Origin of the sequence: Prevotella vespertina (assembly GCF_009728485.1) — a bacterium.
Classification (GTDB): domain Bacteria; phylum Bacteroidota; class Bacteroidia; order Bacteroidales; family Bacteroidaceae; genus Prevotella; species Prevotella vespertina.
The window spans coordinates 75,804-96,472 of the sequence record NZ_VVIQ01000001.1; the positions used below are offsets into that span (position 1 = coordinate 75,804).

Sequence of the window (20,669 nt, forward strand, 5' to 3'; positions counted from 1 at the left end):
ATAAGGTGTCATGAGTAATCAAATAAAGCTAGCTGAGGTCAACGTAGCCCATGCAAAATACGTTTACCCAGCGGGGAAATACATAGACAATGACCTGATATTGTTCGAGGATATGGCTAAAGTGCCACTCCCTTCGAGATCTTCTCGCATGAAAAGTCTATTTCTAGCACTCTGTACTGACGGTAAAGCGCAATACACAGTAGATACTCATAAGCATGAAGTAAGCGAAGGAGATGTCATTATTATTAGTGAAGGACAAGTTGTCGGAGACTATCAGCTATCCCAAGACTGCAAAGGTATAGCCATTCTTTTGTCGTATAATTTCTTCAACAACATTGTTAGTGGCATCCATGAATTGTCTGCTCTCTTCCTCTTCGCACGTACTCATCCAGTCTTTCATCTAGATAGGCATCAAACGAAGGAACTGGAGAATTATATCTGCCATATCAAAGAGAAAATCATAGATACCCAACATCGTTTCCGCAAGGAACTTGTGATGACAATGCTAAAAGCTCTCATTTACGACATGAGTAACATTATCTATCAGTTCCAACAACTGGAAACAGAGGGGCAAACACGTGCAGAAGTAATCTTTAGAGACTTCATTCAAATGGTTGAAAAGAACTTCCGACATGAGCGTCGTGTCAGTTGGTATGCCAAGAATCTATGTATTACTTCGAAGTATCTATCCGAGACGATTCGAACAATCAGTAAACGAACACCCAGCGATTGGATCGATTCGTATGTAGTACGTGAGCTTTGTGTCATGCTGAAGAATAGTACGATGAGCATAAAGGAAATAGCTGATGAACTTCATTTCGCTAATCAAAGCTTTATGGGTAAATACTTCAAAGAGCATGTAGGAATGAGCCCTTCATTGTTTAGGAAGAGTTGACAAGTGTACAAGTTAATAAGTTGACGAGTTAATACTGGTATCGTCAGGGAAATTACCTAATACAAGTAATAGATTTACTTGCCTACTTTTCACTTGTCAACTGCTGTGCAACCTCACATAACTCACCATACCATTCAGCTCCAAAACGCCGAGTAAGTGGCTCTTTTAGGAACTTATAAAGGGGAAGATTCAGTTCTTCTCCTTTCTTTCGAGCATCTGCACAGATCTTCCAATGGTGATAATTGATACCACAAGTACCATTCTCAAACTCCTTTACACGGATAGGATATAGCGAACAGGAGATAGGTTTCACAAATTCAATATCACCTTTTCGATACGAACGTTCCAATGCACAGAGGCAACATCCCTTATCGTAACAGGTGAAAACACAATCCTTTCCACCGACAATACTCGTTACTAAGTCGCCTTCCACATCTGTATAAGCAACGCCTTGCTTATCTATAACGGCTTGAGCTGATGCTGACAAATCCCCCCAAACAGTATCTAATACATTCTCAATAGCCATTGTCTCATCCAGAGTCACTGGTGCTCCAGCATCGCCATCTATACAACATTGACCATGACACTTATCTAAATCACAACAGAACTTGACGTTTATGATATCAGGAGAAACTAAGACGTTTCCCACCATGAATATATGTTCGTATGTATTACCCATCAACTTATTCTTACCTTAAATCATTACATCTGCAAGCTTCACTACTACCATCCTATCGGTTCAATAGCATGCTCTTTTAAGTATTGGTTACAACGGGAGAACTGGTGTTGACCAAACCATCCACCTCTATTAGCTGATAAAGGAGAGGGATGAACACTCTCCAAAACAAAGTGTTTATGCGTGTCGATCAATGCTTTCTTACTACGAGCAAAACTACCCCAAAGCATAAACACCAAATGTTCCCGCCCATCACTAAGAGCTTTAATAGCCGCATCCGTGAACGCTCCCCACCCTAATCCTTGATGACTATTAGCCATGTGCGCACGAACAGTTAACGTGGCATTCAATAAGAGAACGCCCTGCTCTTCCCAACGAGTTAAGTCACCAGAAGTCTTTACAGGAACGCCTAAGTCGCTTTCAATCTCCTTATATATATTCACCAAAGAAGGTGGAAGTCGCACACCATCAGGTACTGAAAAACTCAAACCCATTGCTTGTCCAGGTTCATGATAAGGGTCTTGTCCAAGGATAACAACCTTAACCTTATCGAAAGGACAGAGGTCAAAAGCATTAAAAATCAGCTTACCTGGAGGATAACACGCATAATGTTTATACTCCTGCTTCACCTGTTCGCTCAGTTGTTGGAAGTAAGGTTTCTCAAACTCACCACCGAGTTTTACACCCCACGAGGGTTCTATCTTTACTTGCATAGCTTTAACTCTTTACCTGCAAAAGTACTACAAAGTTCTGAGATAACAAAAAGTCGTGCCTTTCGACACGACTTCCTCTATATTAATTTAAGCTTAATTCAAGTCGAATTAATCAGTGATTAGGTTCTCACCTGTCATATCTGAAGGTTGTTCCAAGCCCATGATATGAAGGATAGAAGGTGCTACGTCAGCCAAACGACCATCCTTCACTGTCGCAGAGTTATTATCAGTAACGTAGATGAATGGTACTGGATTTAGTGAATGGGCTGTATTTGGCGTGCCATCAGGGTTAATTGCGTTATCGGCATTACCATGGTCTGCAATAATAATAGCCTCATAATCGTTAGCCTTAGCAGCCTCGATAACCTCCTTTACACAATGATCAACTGCCCAAACAGCCTTTGCTATAGCATGATAAACGCCTGTATGACCTACCATATCACCATTAGCAAAGTTCACAACAATGAAGTCGTACTCCTGTGTATTGATAGCTCCAACAAGCTTATCCTTCACTTCGAAAGCACTCATCTCAGGCTTTAAGTCGTAGGTTGCAACCTTTGGAGAAGGTACAAGAATACGATCTTCACCCTCATAAGGCTGTTCTCTACCACCATTGAAGAAGAAGGTTACGTGCGCATACTTCTCTGTCTCGGCTGTATGAAGCTGTCGCTTACCAAGACGACTGAGGTATTCTCCTAACGTATCCATCACATTCTCCTTAGGGAAGAGTACATGTACACCCTTAAAGTTAGCATCGTATGGTGTCATACAATAGTACTGCAAGTCCTTGATTGTGTGCATACCTTCCTCTGGCATATCCTGCTGTGTCAACACTTGTGTCAACTCTTTAGCACGGTCATTACGGAAGTTTATGAAGATAACAACATCACCTTCTTGGATTGTTCCATCTACAGAAGAGTTATTGATAGGCTTGATAAACTCGTCAGTAACGTCTGCTGCATAGCTATCTTCAACCGCTTTCACCATGTCAGTAGCCTGAACTCCCTTGCCCTCAACGAGTAGGTCGTATGCTTCCTTCACACGATTCCAACGCTTGTCACGATCCATTGCATAGAAGCGACCAACGATTGAAGCGATATGAGCACCATTGCTGTCACACACCTTTTGAATCTCTGCGATAAAACCAGCACCACTTTTTGGGTCTGTATCACGACCATCCATAAAACAATGAACGTACACATCCTTTAGATTGTATTCCTTTCCAATCTCAATGAGTTTGAATAGGTGATCCAAAGAAGAGTGTACACCACCAGTTGAAGTAAGTCCCATCAAGTGGAGTTTCTTACCTGTTTTCTGTGCATAACTATATGCTTCAACAATACCAGGGTTCTTTAGGATGTCTCCTGTCTGGCATGCCTTGTTAATCTTAACCAAGTCTTGATAAACGATACGACCGGCACCTATATTCAAGTGACCTACCTCCGAGTTACCCATCTGACCATCAGGAAGACCTACATCTTCGCCTGATGCCTGCAACTGAGAGTGTGCACTAACAGCGTTCAAGTAGTCTAAGTAAGGTGTAGGAGTATTATAAATCACATCACCTTTACCATGCTTTCCGTTACCCCAACCATCGAGGATCATCAATAAAGCTTTCTTTGCCATAATTTTACCTTTATATTTTACACTATTATCTACGTCTTGCAAAGATAGTGCCAACGATAACCAAGAGAATATATACTCTATTTGTCGACCGCAGCCTATCTTTTGCAAAGGTACTATAAAAGTCTAAGATGATAGCATAAAGCCTACTGATTTTTGATTTTCAATCGATGAATTAAGAGCGGTTTAACAATGTTCTTTAATACGACTAAACATTATTATCCAGCTTCAAAAACAACACCTTTACATTCGGAAAGCAATGGGTATATAAAAAGGCATACCTTTCTTAGGCTTTGAAGTCCACTTCCATTTAGGCATTAACTTGGCTACACGCAGTGCTTCTTCATCTAAAATAGGGTAAACGGAACGCACTACTTTGAAATTACTGCATGTCCCGTCAACATCTACAAAGAACCCAATAATAACACGACCTTGTACACACATATTTGCAAGAATAGGTGGATAACGCAGGTTCTTAGCGATGAATTCTGGTAAATCACCAGGAAAGAAAGGTCTCGGACCGAGCTCACACACAAAGTTCTTAGTACTATCCTTCTTCTCTGTTAGCACTTGTTTGCAGGTATCAACTTTGTTTGTATCACTCTTCGCAGGCTTTATCTTGTCTAAAAACTCCTGAGAAGGATCTGCACACATATAACGCCAAGTAGGTCCAGAAGGGACATTTTTCTTCGGTTTCATCGTTCTTTTACGATGCTGGGCAGTAGCATTTCCAATCATAAAAAAGCTAATCAGAAACGCAAAAAACAACTTCTTCATCATTATCATACACTTTTAAATATTCTTATTCAACATTTCTATCAGTTCAAAATATCTTTATCATCTAAAAAGAAGAGTTACTCCTCATTTTTAACAGAGCCTTTCTTCCACTTCAAAAGAGCCCTTCTTCACATCAAAGAAATGCCCTTCTCAAATCAAGGAAAGCATCTCTTCTTTTTTCTAAAACAATATCTTGGAAATCAAGCTATTGTATTCTAACTATCTTCCGATAGGCTACATCCACTTTTTGGAGGTGTTTGGAGAGGTCTCCAAAACCTTTTCTATTCAAAACCCGCACCAGTGCTTAAACGCAATCACACCGCTGCGGGTTTATGAAATGCAGATGACAATCATTGGAACTAATCGTCAATGCAAAGGTAAGGAGGATTTTGCTTCAATGCAATAGCACTATTATTGTTGACACAAAGATAATGAAAAGACATCTCAATCACAAGCACTTACAAAGTTCACCTACCTCTCTTTGACACAAAATTAGAGTTCTCAACATCAGCAAACTTGCCTTTTCCACTTTAATTATCTATCTTTGTACACATGAAGAGAAAGTTTCTTTTATTATTTATCTGTCTTTTGTCGTTGCTATCATGCAGTCAAAAGAAACTTCCACATTATCCAGCTACAGATGATGGGATTACTCGTATGCACCTTGATAGTGCTGCCATATATACAAAAAAACATGATTTACACAAGGCAATGTACCAATTAAAGGCCGCAGAAAAGCGCCTTTTCAACGTTACAGAAGATTCGCTAAAGTTTCTTACTTACTATCACATTGCACAAATTAATGCTCAAGATGGTGCTTACAAAATTGCTTTAGAATATTTAAAGCATGCGGCACGAAATGCTAATGACGTGAAGCGTAGCCACAGAATGACTGATATATACATAGAAAAAGCCTTTATCTACAATCAAATGGGCAATCGGGACTCTGCTCTTAACAGCTTACAAAGAGTTGAGAAGTACAAACCTCGCATTCGAAAGGATCAAGAGAAACGGATAGAAGAGATGCGACAACACATCAAAAGACACCAAATTGTCGCCATATCACCAGGTAAAGACATTGAAATTGTACAACTGCAAGACCTTTATGAGGTAGCCTTAGCACAACGCAAGGCCGTTGAATTGAAACTTTATATTGCTTATCTCCTCCTTACACTCATCCTCGTTTCAATTGGAATTACGATATGGTTTCGTCGCCGTATGCGTCAACAACTTCAGTTCTATCGGCAACAACAACAGGAAACAGAACATAATATCCAACTAACACTACGTCGAAAAGATGCCACGATAGATGAGATGAAGGCAGAAATAGATAGTAAGCTCGATGAACTCAACCAACTCCGGTATTCTATCAAAGCCCACAACAAAAACATAAAAACGTCCGATTCCATCGAACAAATCAAACTCGGAATCGATTCCTTATATACTATCTTAAAAGGAGGAAACTTATCACAGATGGGCAAAAGAGAGCAACAAGCTCTTAACATGATTATGCCCAACTATGATTACGAACTATCTTATATCCTCAACAATCCACGCTTTGCGCTCACACCAAAGGAGTGTTTCTATTATATTATGGAGCATTATGGGATAGAAGATGACCTAAAAGCACAAGCATTCTGCTGTACTGCACAAGCCATAAGGTCTATTAAAAGTAGACTTAAAAAGAAACTGGAACAGAACTAATCACTGCATTAAGAATCTCGCCGCATACTCTCCCATCTGTTTATAACCTGATGGATTAGGATGCAGCCAATCGCCAATTTGCCATTCACGACGCAACTGCTCCGGTGAAGAAGGATCTCTCATAAGAGCATCAAAATCGATGAATCCATCAATTTCACGTGTTGTTCGAATCCATGAATTGACTGTTTTACGTGCCTTTTCACGATCTTCTGTAAAATAACTACGACATCCACGGAATGGAGTTATCGTACCCATATAGACTTTCAAACCACGTTGACGTGCTTTCTTTATCATCACTTGATAGGCTTCAACGAGCTTTCGTGCAGTCTCTTCTGGGTTGGTTGACGTCCCTATATCATTAATTGCTTCAAAGATGATAACGGCTCGCAAGCCTCTTTGAGCAAGTATATCACGATCGAATCGATCTTTTCCTGGCTCACCTAAACCTACTGATAAGATTCGATTATTACCAATACCTAAATTCAAGACACCAGTCTTCCCAACTTTAGAAGGATTAGTACCTGCACCATTATTCAATGCTGCTGAAAGGAAATCTGGCCAACGATCTTGAGCATTAGTTGTACTTCCTTTACCATCTGTTATACTATTACCAAGGATGGCTATACTCGATGATGTCGCGTCAAGAACATCAATCGCAGAGATATTAAACCAATGGTCTTCCTTGAAAGCTGTTGTAAAGTCTGAGTACGCATTAGTCGTTCCACGAAGAATATAAGAGGTTGTACGTGACCCCATGTGAACGGTTGGTTCCTTCGGTGCTTTTAGATAATTAATAGTGATGGAAACACGCTCTAAGGGTTGTAACTTAAACTTTAATGCATCAGAAAAGACTGCTTTTCCAGCAGGAACAATTACTCCTCGCTTCTTTCCAAATTGTAAATACTTCGCAGAAGTCTTATATATCTCTGAGCCATTACCCGCCTTTGCAATATATACACTAGCTATTTCTATTGGTTCCGAAGATAGTTCATTGCTAAGTTGTAAACGAATAACATTTCCGCCAATACTAACCTTCACCACCTGACGAACAGACCTATTGCTCATCTGATTGTTGTAAGGCATAAATGACTTATCAACTGTTTGTGGCGCACAAGCCCATGTTCCCACCCAATGTGGTTGCTGAGCATGGGCAGTCAGAGCAATGAATAACAATAAAACAAATGCAATTTTACGTGTCATATTATAACTATATTTAATCCTGAATACCAATTCTTACCGATTTAATCGATTATCTCTTTACTTCAATTTTTTCAATTTGTATGCGTCATGCACGTCACTATTTAAAAGAGAAGAATGACGAGTAAGACTTTCTATCTCACCTTTTATATATTCCTTAAAACCATCACCTTCCACTATACGAATATCCTTAAAAAGTCCAAGAACAAACCTACCGAGTCCACGATAATCACAAACTTCAATATTAAGAAGCCATATATCGTCTTTTACCTGCGTCAACAAATAGGCTCCTTGTGGGTATTCTTCAACAAAAAGGTTGCGTGATAATTGTCCAAGAAGAAGTTTCACACGATGCCGAAGCTCCCCACTAAACATAAAGATATCAGTGAAAACTTGTCGATGTTTATCCTCATGTAACCATGAAGTATCAAGTTCTTCAACGCTTTCCATACGTGATATCTTGAAAGTCTTGTTCTCTCCAGACAGTATTTCATGGCATCTTACATCCTCATTGTTATGCAAAAGAAGGTAAGGTTCTACTATTCTGTCCTTTATTGTATGGCTATGTGGACTAGAATAACCCAAAAGTTTAACCATGTGTTTATGCTCCATAGCATTTTTCAAAACCTTTAAATTGATTTCAATCTGCCGATGAATTGGTGAATTTACAACTACAGAGAAGTCATAAGCGCTTTCTATTTTCTGTCGCAGTTGATTGATCATTAAACTATTATTACCCTCCATCACCAAGAGACTATGGATTATCTTCACCTCAGAGTCACTCCATTGAATACGCTGAAGAAGTCTTACAAAGAAAGGAGACCGTCGGTCAATATGATAACATCCATCATGCTTGAATACTATAAAACCTGCATGTTTGATAAAATCAAGTAGGTAATAAAAATTGCGCCGAGATAAGTCCATGCGTTCACACAAGTCTTGTATCGCATAGTTATTACCATCGGATAAGAGGATGATAAGTTCCAATTGCTTCTTTAGTTTATCAAATCTCATGACTTATAGTTAGATGCTTTAGAAATCAAAAGATAGTTGTCCATCTCCTAAAAGGTTATAACTTTTTCGATGAAATGGTGTTATTCCATATTTACGAATAGCCTCACGATGCTTCTTTGTGGGGTATCCCATATTCGACTGCCAGTCATATTGAGGATATTCCTCAGCCAATGAGAGCATGTAATCATCACGATATGTCTTGGCAAGGATAGATGCTGCAGCAATAGAAAGATACTTGCCATCACCTTTAACTATTGTAGTAAAGGGTAAATCTCGATAGGGCTTAAAACGATTTCCATCAATGATAATTGCCTCAGGATGTGTTCCTAACTGATCTAAAGCACGATGCATAGCAAGAAAAGAAGCATTGAGAATGTTTATCTTGTCTATCTCTTCGGGGGTAACAACGCCCACAGCCCATGCAAGGGCATCACGTTCTATGATCTCTCGGAGTACATAACGCTTTTTAGCTGACAACTTTTTAGAATCGTTTAGCATGTCATTCTCATAGTTCTCAGGTAAGATGACAGCCGCAGCATAGACACTCCCTGCAAGGCATCCTCTCCCAGCTTCATCACAACCAGCCTCTACTAATTCTTCATAATAATGACTTTTCAACATGAATAACGCATCTTAATCGTTAAAGAACCTTTCCGTCTAAGTATATATATAACAAACATTTTTCTTTAAGAGAACATCCTCTACACAAGGCAAAGTTACTTTTGTAAATGCAAACCAAAGATGGTTCTTACACCTTATATATAATATATAGCAACAAACAAAACCAAAACGATATGAAAAAAGAAATTATTTTCGATGAGCAGAACACTTCTAACAACGACCTAAGTAGACTCTTTAAGGAGGTTAGTCTTTAGCTACATGCATCTGTAGAATGGCTTTGCAGATACTATAGTGAAATCCTGGAATAGGAAGTAAACAGCCGACAAACATCGTACATAACACAAGTTCAAATTGCATTTATTCTATCAGCATTCCGTGTAATGTCGTCTATCTGGCTGCATATTATCACTATCTTATGGTTCGTGCGAAGTCTCTGGATGTGTAAAAGAAGATGAACTTTGAATGCGGAAATATAGACTTTCTTCTTCTCAAAGTACATCCTTTTTCATGTTTATAGCTACGATGAAGCTAAAAGATAATACGCTTGGAAAACAAAGTCTCTACACTTATGCACAAGAACAAACCAATTTCAACACTAGAACATCTGTAGCACTCGCTTGATACCTGACACCAAGGCGTCTACTTCCTCACGGGTGTTATAAAGTCCGAAAGAGGCACGAACAGTTCCGAGAACACCCAAGCGATCCATCAAGGGCTGGGCACAATGATGACCAGTCCGGACTGCAATGCCAAGTTGATCGAGGAGTGTACCGAGGTCCATGTGGTGGATATTGCCTACATTAAAGCTGATAACGGCATCTCCACTATCCCCAGCATGCCCGTAGATGTGCATTCCTTCTATCTCACGTAACTGCTGAAGGGCATAATGTGTGAGGTCTTGCTCATGCGCTAAGATGTTATCCATTCCCAAAGCAGAGACATAATCGAGGGCTTTGGCAAGTCCGTGAGTAGCTACATAGTCGGGAGTTCCGGCTTCAAACTTCAATGGTGGACGCTCAAAGGTGGTCTTCTCAAAGCTGACATGCTCTATCATCTCACCGCCACCTTGGTAAGGTGGCATCTTATCGAGCCACTCTTCTTTACCATAAAGAACACCTACACCCGTAGGAGCATAGACCTTATGCCCACTGAAAGCAAGGAAATCACAATCTAAATCCTGTACGTCAACAGCAAAATGCGGTACGCTTTGTGCACCATCAATCATAACTGGTACACCATGTTCGTGGGCTATCCGAATCATTTCCTTTACTGGATTGATGGTGCCTAGAACGTTGCTTACCTGCATTACACTGACGAGTTTCGTACGTTCGGAGAAGAGTTGCTCATAAGCCTGTAGGTCGAGAACTCCCTCATCGGTCATTGGGATAACCTTCAAAACAATCCCTTTGCGCTGTTCTTGCAACTGCCATGGAACGATATTAGAGTGATGTTCCATCGTAGAGACAATCACTTCATCGCCTGCTTGCATACATCCTTCGGTAAAGCTGGAGGCAACGAGGTTCAGACTCTCCGTCGTTCCACGTGTAAAGACAATCTCCGTAGTGGAGCGAGCATTGATAAACTTCCGCACAGTTTCACGTGCCGCCTCGTGTAAGTCAGTTGCCTGTTGCGACATCCAGTGTACTCCACGATGCACATTTGCATTCACATTAAGATACTCTTCACGCATGGCGTCCAGCACACAGAGCGGTTTCTGCGTGGTAGCACCATTGTCAAAGTAAACCAACGGCTTACCATAGACGGTGCGAGAGAGTATCGGGAAGTCTTCTCTAACTTTATTAATATCGTACATCTTCTATTGGGTTAATGGGCCATATTAGGCCTATTGAGCTAATAAGGCTATTGGGTCTATTGGGCTAATAAGGCTAATTAGTCCAATAAACCTTAGACCTAATTACTTACACAAGTTGCAACCTTCGCACTTATCAAGCTCACCACGGAAACGCTTCTCTACCAAATGGTGGAGACGGTCGCGCAATGGCTCGAGTTCCATCTTATCAATTACCTCATTGATAAAGGCAAACTCAAGGAGGAGCTTTGCTTCTTTCTTATCAATACCACGCTGCTGCATGTAGAAGAGTGCAGCATCATTAAGCTGTCCTACCGTTGAACCATGATTACACTGAACATCATCAGCATAAATCTCAAGCATTGGCTGGGTGAACATACGAGCTGTCTTGCTGGCACAAAGGTTACGGTTGTTCTCTTGTGAAAGCGTCTTCTGCGCACCCTTGCGAACAAGCACACGACCTGCGAAAGCACCAACTGCATTATCATCAAGTACGTACTTGTAAAGTTCGTTACTTGTGCAATGAGGTACTTGATGGTCGATAAGCGTATTGTTGTCAACATGCTGACTCTTATCAGCTATCACACAACCATTACAGAAACATTCGCTACCCTCTCCCTTGAAAACAAGGTCGAGCATATTGCGAGTAACTCCATTATGCAATGTAATAACATTGTGGCTTGCACGTGAATCACGCTGCTGCTCGATATATACATTCGACACGCGTACATTCTTTGCATGCGTTTCCTCAAGACAGTTCAACTCAAGATTGGCATTCGCTCCTACGTAGGCTTCGATTACCTGTGTAGCAAGGAAGTTACGGTCGTCAGCAGCGTGGTCACAGAAGAGGAACTGCGCCTTAGCACCTTCTTCAAGAACAATGAGTACTCGACGATTGACCATCAAGTCAACATCTGAACGAAGGATATTGATTACTTGTATGGTACGCTCAAGCTGTACATTCTTAGGCACATAGATAAAAAGACCATCTTGTGCAAGCATTGTATTCAAAGCTGTTATCGCATCAGCCTCAGTATTGGCAAGACGACCATAATACTTTGCAACCAACTCAGGACGCTCAGTTGCTACATGATTCAAGCTGTCAACAATGACACCATCATTAAGCTTTGCCTTTGGAAGTGACGTACTGTAGAACTGATCATTCACTATGAAATAAAGAGAAGTGCTGAGATTTGGAACATCGCACTTGAAAGTATCATAAGGATTAACAGGAATCTCAAGACGGTTGAGATTCAATCCATAATCAGGTTCAAAGAGCTTCTGCATATCCGTGTACTTATAGCGTTCCACCTTCTTGGTAGGAAAGCCCTGTCGACGGAAGTCTTCAAAAGCCTTATCGCGTACCTCATTGAGCACAGGTGCAGCATGCTCTTTGATGAGTTGCTGCGCCTCTGTATAGAGGTCTATATATTGTTTTTCGCTTTGCATTGTAATTTCTTTTTGGAGGTTTTATCTAAAGGATAGCGGGACTAATGCCACTCGTAATACTATTTTTATTAGAACTACAAGACACTCTTAAGCCACCGATTATTCCTCTGCATCAACCTCTTCCTTAATCCAATCGTATCCACGCTGTTCAATCTCCTTTGCAAGTTCAGGACCTGCAGTCTTCACGATACGACCCTTATAAAGCACATGGATAACATCTGGCTTAATCATCTCTAACAGACGCTCATAGTGTGTGATAACAATAGCTGAAGTCGTTTCATTGTGCATCTTGTTTACACCCTCAGCTACAATACGCATAGCATCAACGTCAAGACCAGAATCGGTCTCATCAAGAATACTAAGCTTTGGCTCTAACATTGCCATTTGGAAAATCTCGTTGCGCTTCTTCTCACCACCAGAGAAACCCTCGTTTACACTACGGCGAGAGAGTGTTGAATCCATACCAACTAACTGGCGCTTCTCACGCATGAGTGCCATAAACTCTGCAGCCTTCATTGGCTCTAACCCTTCATAGGCACGCTTTGCATTGATAGCAGCCTTCATGAAGTTAGTCATACTTACGCCAGGTATCTCTACTGGATACTGGAAAGACAAGAAGAGTCCCTCATGAGAACGGTCCTCAGGCTTCATCTCCAAGAGATTCTTGCCATTAAACAATGCCATACCATCAGTTACCTCATAGAGAGGATTACCTGTAAGTACGGCACTCAGCGTTGATTTACCCGAACCATTAGGTCCCATGATAGCATGCACCTCACCATCTTTTATCGTGAGGTTGATACCTTTTAATATTTCTTTTCCTGCGATGGTAGCATGCAGGTTTCTTACTTCTAACATATTATCTTTGCTTTATTTTTTCTTCACTAAAAATATATTAACGAAATCTAACAACATGTCGAATACGAAATCAGAGGTATGATACTCACCACGAGCCATCTTCTCTGATTTTTCTTGTTCTCTCTGCTCTTCAAAAAGCGATGGCGCAGAGTCATTATAACCCAAGAAAGACTTTGATTTCTTCTTGTAACGTGGTAAGTTACCTATCATCTCCGAGCCCGTAACTGTATGATAGAGGCGAGTTTCAAAGGGCTTGGGTATCGATGGCAACCCCATCACTGACTGGTATGTAATCGCTGTATCCTGCTTCACTTGCTCATCAATCAAATATTTCTGCCACGGCTTTATTTGCCATGACTGGGCTTGAAGCATTGTTGTTAGCAGCAAGCCAGACGTGATAAGAATGACCTTTCGCATGTTGTTTATTCAGTTATATTATCCTACTGTTCCTTCAAGTGTTACAGAGAGTAGCTTCTGTGCCTCAACAGCAAACTCCATTGGGAGCTTATTGAGTACGTCCTTAGCATAACCATTGACGATCAAACCAACGGCATCTTCAGTAGGAATACCACGCTGATTACAATAGAAAAGCTGGTCTTCACTAATCTTAGAAGTAGTAGCCTCATGCTCTACAATAGCTGTATCGTTGTGGATATCCATATAAGGGAAGGTATGAGCACCGCAGTCAGAACCTAAGAGAAGAGAGTCGCAACTTGAGTAGTTGCGGGCGTTCTCAGCATTAGCTATAGCACGTACCAAACCACGATAAGAGTTCTGACTGTGTCCGGCAGAGATACCCTTAGAGATGATTGTACTCTTGGTATTCTTACCCATGTGAATCATCTTCGTACCCGTATCTGCCTCTTGGTAGTTATTTGTTACAGCAACAGAATAGAACTCTGCCTGTGAGTTATCACCCTTCAATACACAAGAAGGATATTTCCAAGTAATAGCCGAACCTGTCTCTACCTGTGTCCATGACAGCTTAGAGTTTACACCACGTAGTTCACCACGCTTTGTAACAAGGTTCAAGACGCCACCCTTACCGTTCTCATCACCTGGATACCAGTTCTGAACAGTAGAGTATTTAACCTCCGCATTGTCCAAGACAACGATTTCAACTACTGCTGCATGCAACTGATTCTCGTCACGCATAGGAGCGGTACAGCCCTCAAGGTAACTAACGTATGAATCATCGTCAGCAACAATCAGTGTGCGTTCAAACTGACCTGTATTAACAGCATTGATACGGAAATACGAACTAAGTTCCATTGGACAGCGAACTCCCTTAGGGATATATACAAAGGAGCCATCACTGAAGACCGCAGAGTTGAGTGCTGCAGAATAGTTATCACGATAAGGAACAACACTTCCAAGATACTTACGTATCAAGTCTGGATGTTCCTGAACCGCCTCACCGATAGAGCAAAAGATAATACCCTTCTCTGCTAACTGCTTCTTAAAGGTAGTCTTCACTGATACTGAGTCCATGATGGCATCAACAGCCGTCCCACTCAGTGCTAATCGTTCTTCCAAAGGAATACCTAACTTATCGAAAGTCTTCTCTAACTCTGGGTCAATCTCCTTATTCTTAGGCTTCTTCGCCAATGGATCAGCATAATAAGAGATTTCCTGCAAATGTAGTTCTGGCAAATGCAAGTGTCCCCACGTTGGTATAGGGAGCGTCTGCCAGTAACGGAAAGCCTTCAAACGAAAATCGAGGAGCCACTCTGGTTCCCCTTTCTTCTGCGAAATAAGTCGAACGACATCCTCGTTCAGACCTTTCGGAATGACCTCCGTATGTACATCAGTCGTAAAGCCGAACTCATACTTCTGCTCTGCGACTTTCTTTACAAATTCATTATTCTTGTTCTCAGACATTTGTTTTGTGATTAAAGAGAGGAGAGGCTGTTCAGTCGTTAAAGAGGTTAAAGGGTGTCAGAGAAATCAAGATCAATACTTACAATTGCCGTAGACCTCTTTATCACTAACGTTTAGCCCATCTGAAAAACACTCTTTACCTTTCTTATACCTATTGCTTGACGCATCAAAACCTATCGCTCGTGTTCATCCAACAATAAGTCTTTTTAGCTCTCGCCATCTCTATTCTCGATACTAAATATACACTCTATGACCATACAAGATGTATGCCATGAAGTTCTACGGCAACATTTGTTACCACGAAGAAAAACCGTCTTTACTCCTTTTATGGAGAAAAGACGGTTTTTTATATTGTTACAATTTCTGTTCAACCTCAATCTCCGTGAAGGTTTCGATGATATCACCCACCTGTAAATCATTGTAATTGACAAGTGAAATACCACATTCAAGTCCTGTAGCGACCTCCTTCACATCGTCCTTATAACGCTTCAAAGCATCAATAGGAGCTGTATGGATAACGATTCCGTCACGGACTACGCGACCCTTATCCTTGCTGTGAACCTTACCTTCAGTAACCATACCACCAGCAACAGTTCCAACCTTGGAAATCTTGAAGACCTGTTTAACCTCAAACTGACCAGTGACAATCTCCTTCTTCACCTTGTCAAGCATACCCACCATCGTTGACTTAACATCGTCGATAGCATCATAGATGACAGAGTAAGTATTGATTTCTACACCCTCACGGTCAGCCAAACGGCGTGCATCAGCAGAAGGACGAACCTGGAAGCCGACGATAACAGCGTCTGAAGCTGATGCCAACATAACATCGTTCTCAGAAATCTGACCTACAGCCTTACTGATCACGTTCACATTAACCTTCTCTGTTGACAGCTTGATGAATGAGTCAGACAATGCCTCGATAGATCCATCAGTATCACCCTTCACAATGATATTCATCTCATGGAACTCACCACGAGCGATTCGGTGAGAGATATCAGACAGGGTAAGACGAGTCTGTGTACGCAAGCCTTGCTCACGCTGCAACTGTTCACGCTTGTTAGCAATCTCACGTGCCTCCTGCTCTGTCTCCATAACATGGAAGGTATCACCAGCTGTTGGTGCACCATTCAGACCGAGGATGATTGCAGGCTCTGCTGGTCCAGCACTCTCAATACGCTGGTTACGCTCATTGAACATAGCCTTGATACGACCCCATGAAGTACCAGCGATAACATTATCACCAATCTTCAAAGTACCATTAGATACAAGAACCGTACTTACATAACCACGACCCTTATCAAGTGAAGACTCAATGATAGTACCTGTAGCCTTACGGTTAGGGTTAGCTTTGAGATCCATCATATCAGCTTCAAGAAGGACTTTGTCGAGAAGTTCGTTCACCCCGATACCCTTCTTAGCACTGATTTCCTGACACTGATACTTACCACCCCATTCTTCAACGAGCAGATTCATTTGTGACAAGTCTTCACGAATCTTATCAGGATTAGCTCCTGGCTTATCAATCTTATTGATTGCAAAGACCATAGGAACACCTGCTGCCTGTGCATGAGCAATCGCCTCCTTGGTAGTAGGCATCACAGAGTCGTCTGCAGCAATGATGATAATCACAATATCAGTAACCTGTGCACCACGAGCACGCATAGCAGTAAATGCTTCGTGACCCGGAGTATCAAGGAAGGTAACCTTGCGTCCGTTCTCAAGTGTCACACCATAAGCACCGATGTGCTGGGTAATACCACCTGCCTCACCAGCAATTACATTCGTATTACGGATATGGTCGAGCAAAGAAGTCTTACCATGGTCAACATGACCCATGACAGTCACGATTGGAGCACGTGACACGAGATCGTTCTCATCATCCTCCTCTTCACTAACAGCTTCCTGTACTTCAGCACTAACATACTCTGTCTTGAAGTCGAACTCATCAGCAACAAGGTTGATAGTCTCTGCATCAAGACGCTGGTTGATAGACACCATGATACCTACAGACATCAAGGTTGAGATGACATTTGTTACAGGAACATTCATCATTGTTGCCAACTCTGAAACAGTAACAAACTCTGTCAACTTCAATATCTTACTTTCCTTGCGCTCTGCCTTAGCCTCTGCATTCAGACGTTCTTGAACAGCATCACGCTTCTCTTTACGGTATTTAGCACCCTTCTTATTCTGACTCTTGCTTGTCAAGCGTGCAAGTGTCTCCTTTACCTGGCGTGCTACAGCCTCATCATCAACCTCTAAAGGCTTCTGATTACGATTGCGGTTCTTCTTACCCGCATTCTTGTTGCCACCGCCATTGTTGTTATTGCCTTTCTTACCATTCTGGTTCTGCTGCTGATTAGCGGCAGCATTGATATCAACACGTTCCTTGTTAATACGAACGCGTTTCTTCTTGCCCTGACCATTACCCTGACCAGCTTTCTCCTCACGCTCTTTACGGCGTTCCTCCTTACTCTTCTTCTTAGGGCGGGTACTCTGGTTCAAAGTGCTGAGGTCAATCTTACCTAAGACATTCACCTTAGGTGTATTCAAAATCTTCTTCTCGTTCTTTGTCAAGAAGAGCCCATTATCTTTCTTTTCCTCCACTACTGCAGAATTTGTAGTTGTATTTGATATTGTCGAAGCTGGCTCTGCCACTACGTCAGCTTTTACTTCTTTCTTAGAATCATCATGGTTCTTTTCCTCATTCTGAGGTGCCTCCACAACTTTTGGTTCAACAGACTTCTGTGTCATATGCCCCTCAACAGATTTCTCAACCTTTGTTTTATTAGGAGTAACAGACTTATCTGTCTCTACCTTTTCTATTGGCTTTTCATTAACAACAGGCTTATCTTCTTTTTCGGATTTCAAAACCTTATTAACCTCATTCTTACCCTGCTCTTGGCTAACGGCAGTAGCAGCTACAGGTTCAGAGTTCTTTTCAGTAGGAGCAACAGAAGACTTAGCGACCGGCTTATTAAGCTGATCGAGATCTATTTTTCCGACTGGTTTATACTGCGGACGATTACCCTTAAGCAGAGCCTCTGCCCTATGATCAGCAGTAGACTTCTTCTCTTTAGGCTTCTTTTGGAAAAGTTTAGCAGCGTCATTCTTAACCTCTTTATCGTTTTTAAAGGCTCCGACAAGAGCATTATACTGCCCATCACTGAGTTTGAAGTTCAAGTCACTCTTAACCTCTCCCAACTCTTGTTTCTTCTCCAAGAACTCCACTGCCGTCTGAAGTCCTATATTCAATTCTCGAATTGCTTTGTTTAATCTGATGCTCATTAACTTTATTTTATTCGGTGTTGGGTGCTAGTTGTTGGTAGTTGTTTTGCCTTTTGGTAGAGAGGGGTTCCGAACATGGAGTCGATAAATAGTCACACCCGTTAGCTATCAATCAACAGCCATCACCCACCAACCAATCACCTTTTATTGTTCAAACTCTGACTTCAATATGTTCAAGACATTATCAACAGTCTCTTCCTCTAAGTCAGCTTTCTCGATTAACATCTCACGTGGAGCATTCAATACCTGTCGAGCAGTGTCAAGTCCGATACCTTTAATAGCATCGATAACCCACTGATCAATCTCATCAGAGAACTCATCCAAATAGATATCCTCTTCTGCATTCTGTTCATCAAGCTCACGGAACACATCGATAGTATAACCTGTCAGCATACTAGCTAACTTGATATTCATACCACCACGACCAATAGCTAGACTCACTTCTTCTGGTTGCAAGTAAACTTCAGCCTTCTTGTTTTCCTCATCAATGGTCAAACTGCTAACCTTAGCAGGAGCCAGTGCACGCTGAATGAAGAGCTTAGTATTAGCTGTCCAATTGATGACATCAAGGTTTTCGTTACATAATTCACGAACGATGCCATGTACACGACTTCCACGCACACCAACGCAAGCTCCAACAGGATCAATGCGTTCATCAAAACTCTCAACAGCTATCTTCGCACGCTCACCAGGCATACGAGCAATCTTATGAATTGCTATTAAGCCTTCCGCAATTTCAGGAACTTCTGCTTCAAGAAGACGCTCTAAGAATTCAGGAGCAGTACGTGAAAGGATAATCTTTGGATTGTTATTTTCATTATCAACACGATGAATCACCGCACGAATAGTCTCACCCTTACGATACTGATCACGTGGAATCTGTTCACCCTTAGGGAGTATCAACTCGTTATTCTCGTCATCAACAAGTAAGACTTCACGTTTCCAAGTTTGATAGACTTCACCTGAAATTATTTGACCAACACGATCCTTATACTTATTATATAGAGAGTCATGCTCCAATTCAAGGATCTTTGACGCCAAAGTCTGGCGTAAATTCAAGATAGCACGGCGACCGAACTTATTAAAATCGACCTCCTCACTAACATCCTCACCAACTTCATAATCGGCTTCTATCTTACGTGCATCCGTCAGACTAATCTCTTTATTTTCGTCTTTAACCTCACCATCAGCCACAACTACGCGGTTACGGTGAATCTCAAAGTCTCCCTTATCAGGATTAACAATCACGTCGAAGTTTTCATCGCTACCGAATATCTTTGCGAGAACATTACGAAAGCTCTCTTCCAATACACTCACAAGTGTTGTGCGATCGATACTCTTGGTGTCTTTAAACTCCTTAAAGGTCTCGATCATATTCGGACGCTCTTCTTCTACTTTTCTTGCTGCCATAGCCTTTACTTGAAACTTATTATATATTTTGTATACTTTACTTCATCCATCTTGTACGCATGGTCTACATCCATTTTCACTGGACGCTTCTTTCCTTCCACTTGTACTTTCTCATTAACAGCAACGATGAAATCATTGCCATCAACGCTCTTCAAAACGCCTTTAACCTTCTTCCCATCCTTATCCAACACCTCAACTTCCTTTCCAATAAAGTTCACATACTGTTGAGGAACCTTGAATGGCTGTCCTAGACCAGCAGAACCAACTTCTAACTCATAATCCTCCTCATCACGTGAAAGGCGATCTTCTATATATTTACTCAGCTCTACACAATCCTCTATCCACACCCCATCGGCGTGATCAATCTCAACGACAATCTTGTCATCTGAACTGATTTGAATGTCAACTAGGAAGTATTCCTTACCTTCCAGCCACTCGTCAACGAGACTCTTTACAACGTTTTTATCTATCATAAGCGTTTTAATATGAAAAATGAGGAGCTATCGAAAGCCCCTCATTCCTCTGAACGTGTGCAAAGTTACAAATAAATTCGACACAAGCCAAATGTTTTCTACTTTTTCTTAAGACTTCACTTGTTCTAATACATATAACGCAAGTGATGTGTAATAAGACTTTCTAACCCAAACTAATCCAATGCTCCTTAAAGTAAACATACTTTTAATTATTCCCCAAGCTAGCCTTTCTTGTGAAGCAGAAAACGCTCTATTTAATTAGGGAAAACAATCACTT

General features: G+C 41.3%; 17 protein-coding genes. 2 read left to right on the forward strand and 15 right to left on the reverse strand.

What is annotated here, in order from left to right; translation table 11 throughout:
• Positions 1-10 precede the first annotated feature (10 nt).
• The gene (locus F0475_RS00295) at positions 11-895 is read left to right on the forward strand and encodes a helix-turn-helix domain-containing protein (protein WP_155714894.1); all 885 of its coding nucleotides are present in this window, start codon (positions 11-13) and stop codon (positions 893-895) included.
• Between the two features lie 82 nt (positions 896-977).
• Here the strand turns inward: F0475_RS00295 and F0475_RS00300 are convergent, their stop codons facing one another.
• The 4 genes from F0475_RS00300 to F0475_RS00315 form a co-directional block, all read right to left on the reverse strand.
• Entirely contained in the window at positions 978-1,574 is a 597-nt protein-coding gene (locus tag F0475_RS00300) for a DUF3109 family protein (protein ID WP_155714895.1), read from the reverse strand.
• A gap of 44 nt (positions 1,575-1,618) precedes the next feature.
• Entirely contained in the window at positions 1,619-2,284 is a 666-nt protein-coding gene (ung, locus tag F0475_RS00305) for a uracil-DNA glycosylase (protein ID WP_155714896.1), read from the reverse strand.
• A gap of 108 nt (positions 2,285-2,392) precedes the next feature.
• The gene (gene gpmI, locus F0475_RS00310) at positions 2,393-3,910 is read right to left on the reverse strand and encodes a 2,3-bisphosphoglycerate-independent phosphoglycerate mutase (protein ID WP_155714897.1); all 1,518 of its coding nucleotides are present in this window, start codon (positions 3,908-3,910) and stop codon (positions 2,393-2,395) included.
• A gap of 240 nt (positions 3,911-4,150) precedes the next feature.
• Complete coding sequence (locus F0475_RS00315; protein ID WP_234422922.1) at positions 4,151-4,606, reverse strand: energy transducer TonB; 456 nt, start codon at positions 4,604-4,606, stop codon at positions 4,151-4,153.
• A 630-nt stretch (positions 4,607-5,236) separates the two neighbouring features.
• Between F0475_RS00315 and F0475_RS00320 the strand changes: the two genes are divergently transcribed.
• Complete coding sequence (locus F0475_RS00320) at positions 5,237-6,388, forward strand: hypothetical protein (protein WP_155714899.1); 1,152 nt, start codon at positions 5,237-5,239, stop codon at positions 6,386-6,388.
• Here F0475_RS00320 and F0475_RS00325 read toward each other — a convergent pair whose 3' ends face one another.
• The 11 genes from F0475_RS00325 to rimP all read right to left on the reverse strand — a co-directional run bounded on the left by F0475_RS00325 (position 6,389) and on the right by rimP (position 20,392).
• Entirely contained in the window at positions 6,389-7,588 is a 1,200-nt protein-coding gene (locus tag F0475_RS00325) for an SGNH/GDSL hydrolase family protein (RefSeq protein ID WP_155714900.1), read from the reverse strand.
• A 57-nt stretch (positions 7,589-7,645) separates the two neighbouring features.
• Positions 7,646-8,599: a helix-turn-helix transcriptional regulator gene (locus F0475_RS00330; protein WP_155714901.1), complete on the reverse strand. Its 954-nt coding sequence runs from the start codon at positions 8,597-8,599 to the stop codon at positions 7,646-7,648.
• Positions 8,600-8,617: 18 nt separating this feature from the next.
• Complete coding sequence (locus tag F0475_RS00335; protein WP_155714902.1) at positions 8,618-9,220, reverse strand: ribonuclease HII; 603 nt, start codon at positions 9,218-9,220, stop codon at positions 8,618-8,620.
• 595 nt (positions 9,221-9,815) lie between these two features.
• Positions 9,816-11,033 carry an aminotransferase class V-fold PLP-dependent enzyme gene (locus F0475_RS00340; RefSeq protein ID WP_155714903.1) on the reverse strand — a complete coding sequence of 406 codons (1,218 nt, stop codon included), beginning with the start codon at positions 11,031-11,033 and terminating at the stop codon, positions 9,816-9,818.
• A 102-nt stretch (positions 11,034-11,135) separates the two neighbouring features.
• A complete protein-coding gene (gene sufD / locus F0475_RS00345; RefSeq protein ID WP_155714904.1) occupies positions 11,136-12,479 on the reverse strand; it encodes a Fe-S cluster assembly protein SufD in 1,344 nt (447 codons plus the stop codon).
• Between the two features lie 99 nt (positions 12,480-12,578).
• Complete coding sequence (gene sufC, locus F0475_RS00350) at positions 12,579-13,337, reverse strand: Fe-S cluster assembly ATPase SufC (protein WP_155714905.1); 759 nt, start codon at positions 13,335-13,337, stop codon at positions 12,579-12,581.
• Between the two features lie 12 nt (positions 13,338-13,349).
• Positions 13,350-13,754, reverse strand: a complete 405-nt coding sequence (locus F0475_RS00355) for a hypothetical protein (protein ID WP_155714906.1) — start codon at positions 13,752-13,754, stop codon at positions 13,350-13,352.
• Positions 13,755-13,772: 18 nt separating this feature from the next.
• Complete coding sequence (sufB, locus tag F0475_RS00360; RefSeq protein ID WP_155714907.1) at positions 13,773-15,218, reverse strand: Fe-S cluster assembly protein SufB; 1,446 nt, start codon at positions 15,216-15,218, stop codon at positions 13,773-13,775.
• 354 nt (positions 15,219-15,572) lie between these two features.
• Entirely contained in the window at positions 15,573-18,509 is a 2,937-nt protein-coding gene (infB, locus tag F0475_RS00365) for a translation initiation factor IF-2 (protein ID WP_155714908.1), read from the reverse strand.
• A gap of 144 nt (positions 18,510-18,653) precedes the next feature.
• Positions 18,654-19,919, reverse strand: a complete 1,266-nt coding sequence (nusA, locus tag F0475_RS00370; protein WP_155714909.1) for a transcription termination factor NusA — start codon at positions 19,917-19,919, stop codon at positions 18,654-18,656.
• 5 nt (positions 19,920-19,924) lie between these two features.
• Positions 19,925-20,392 (reverse strand): ribosome assembly cofactor RimP, encoded by a 468-nt coding sequence (gene rimP / locus F0475_RS00375; protein WP_155714910.1) that lies wholly within the window; start codon positions 20,390-20,392, stop codon positions 19,925-19,927.
• Between the last annotated feature and the right edge of the window lie 277 nt (positions 20,393-20,669).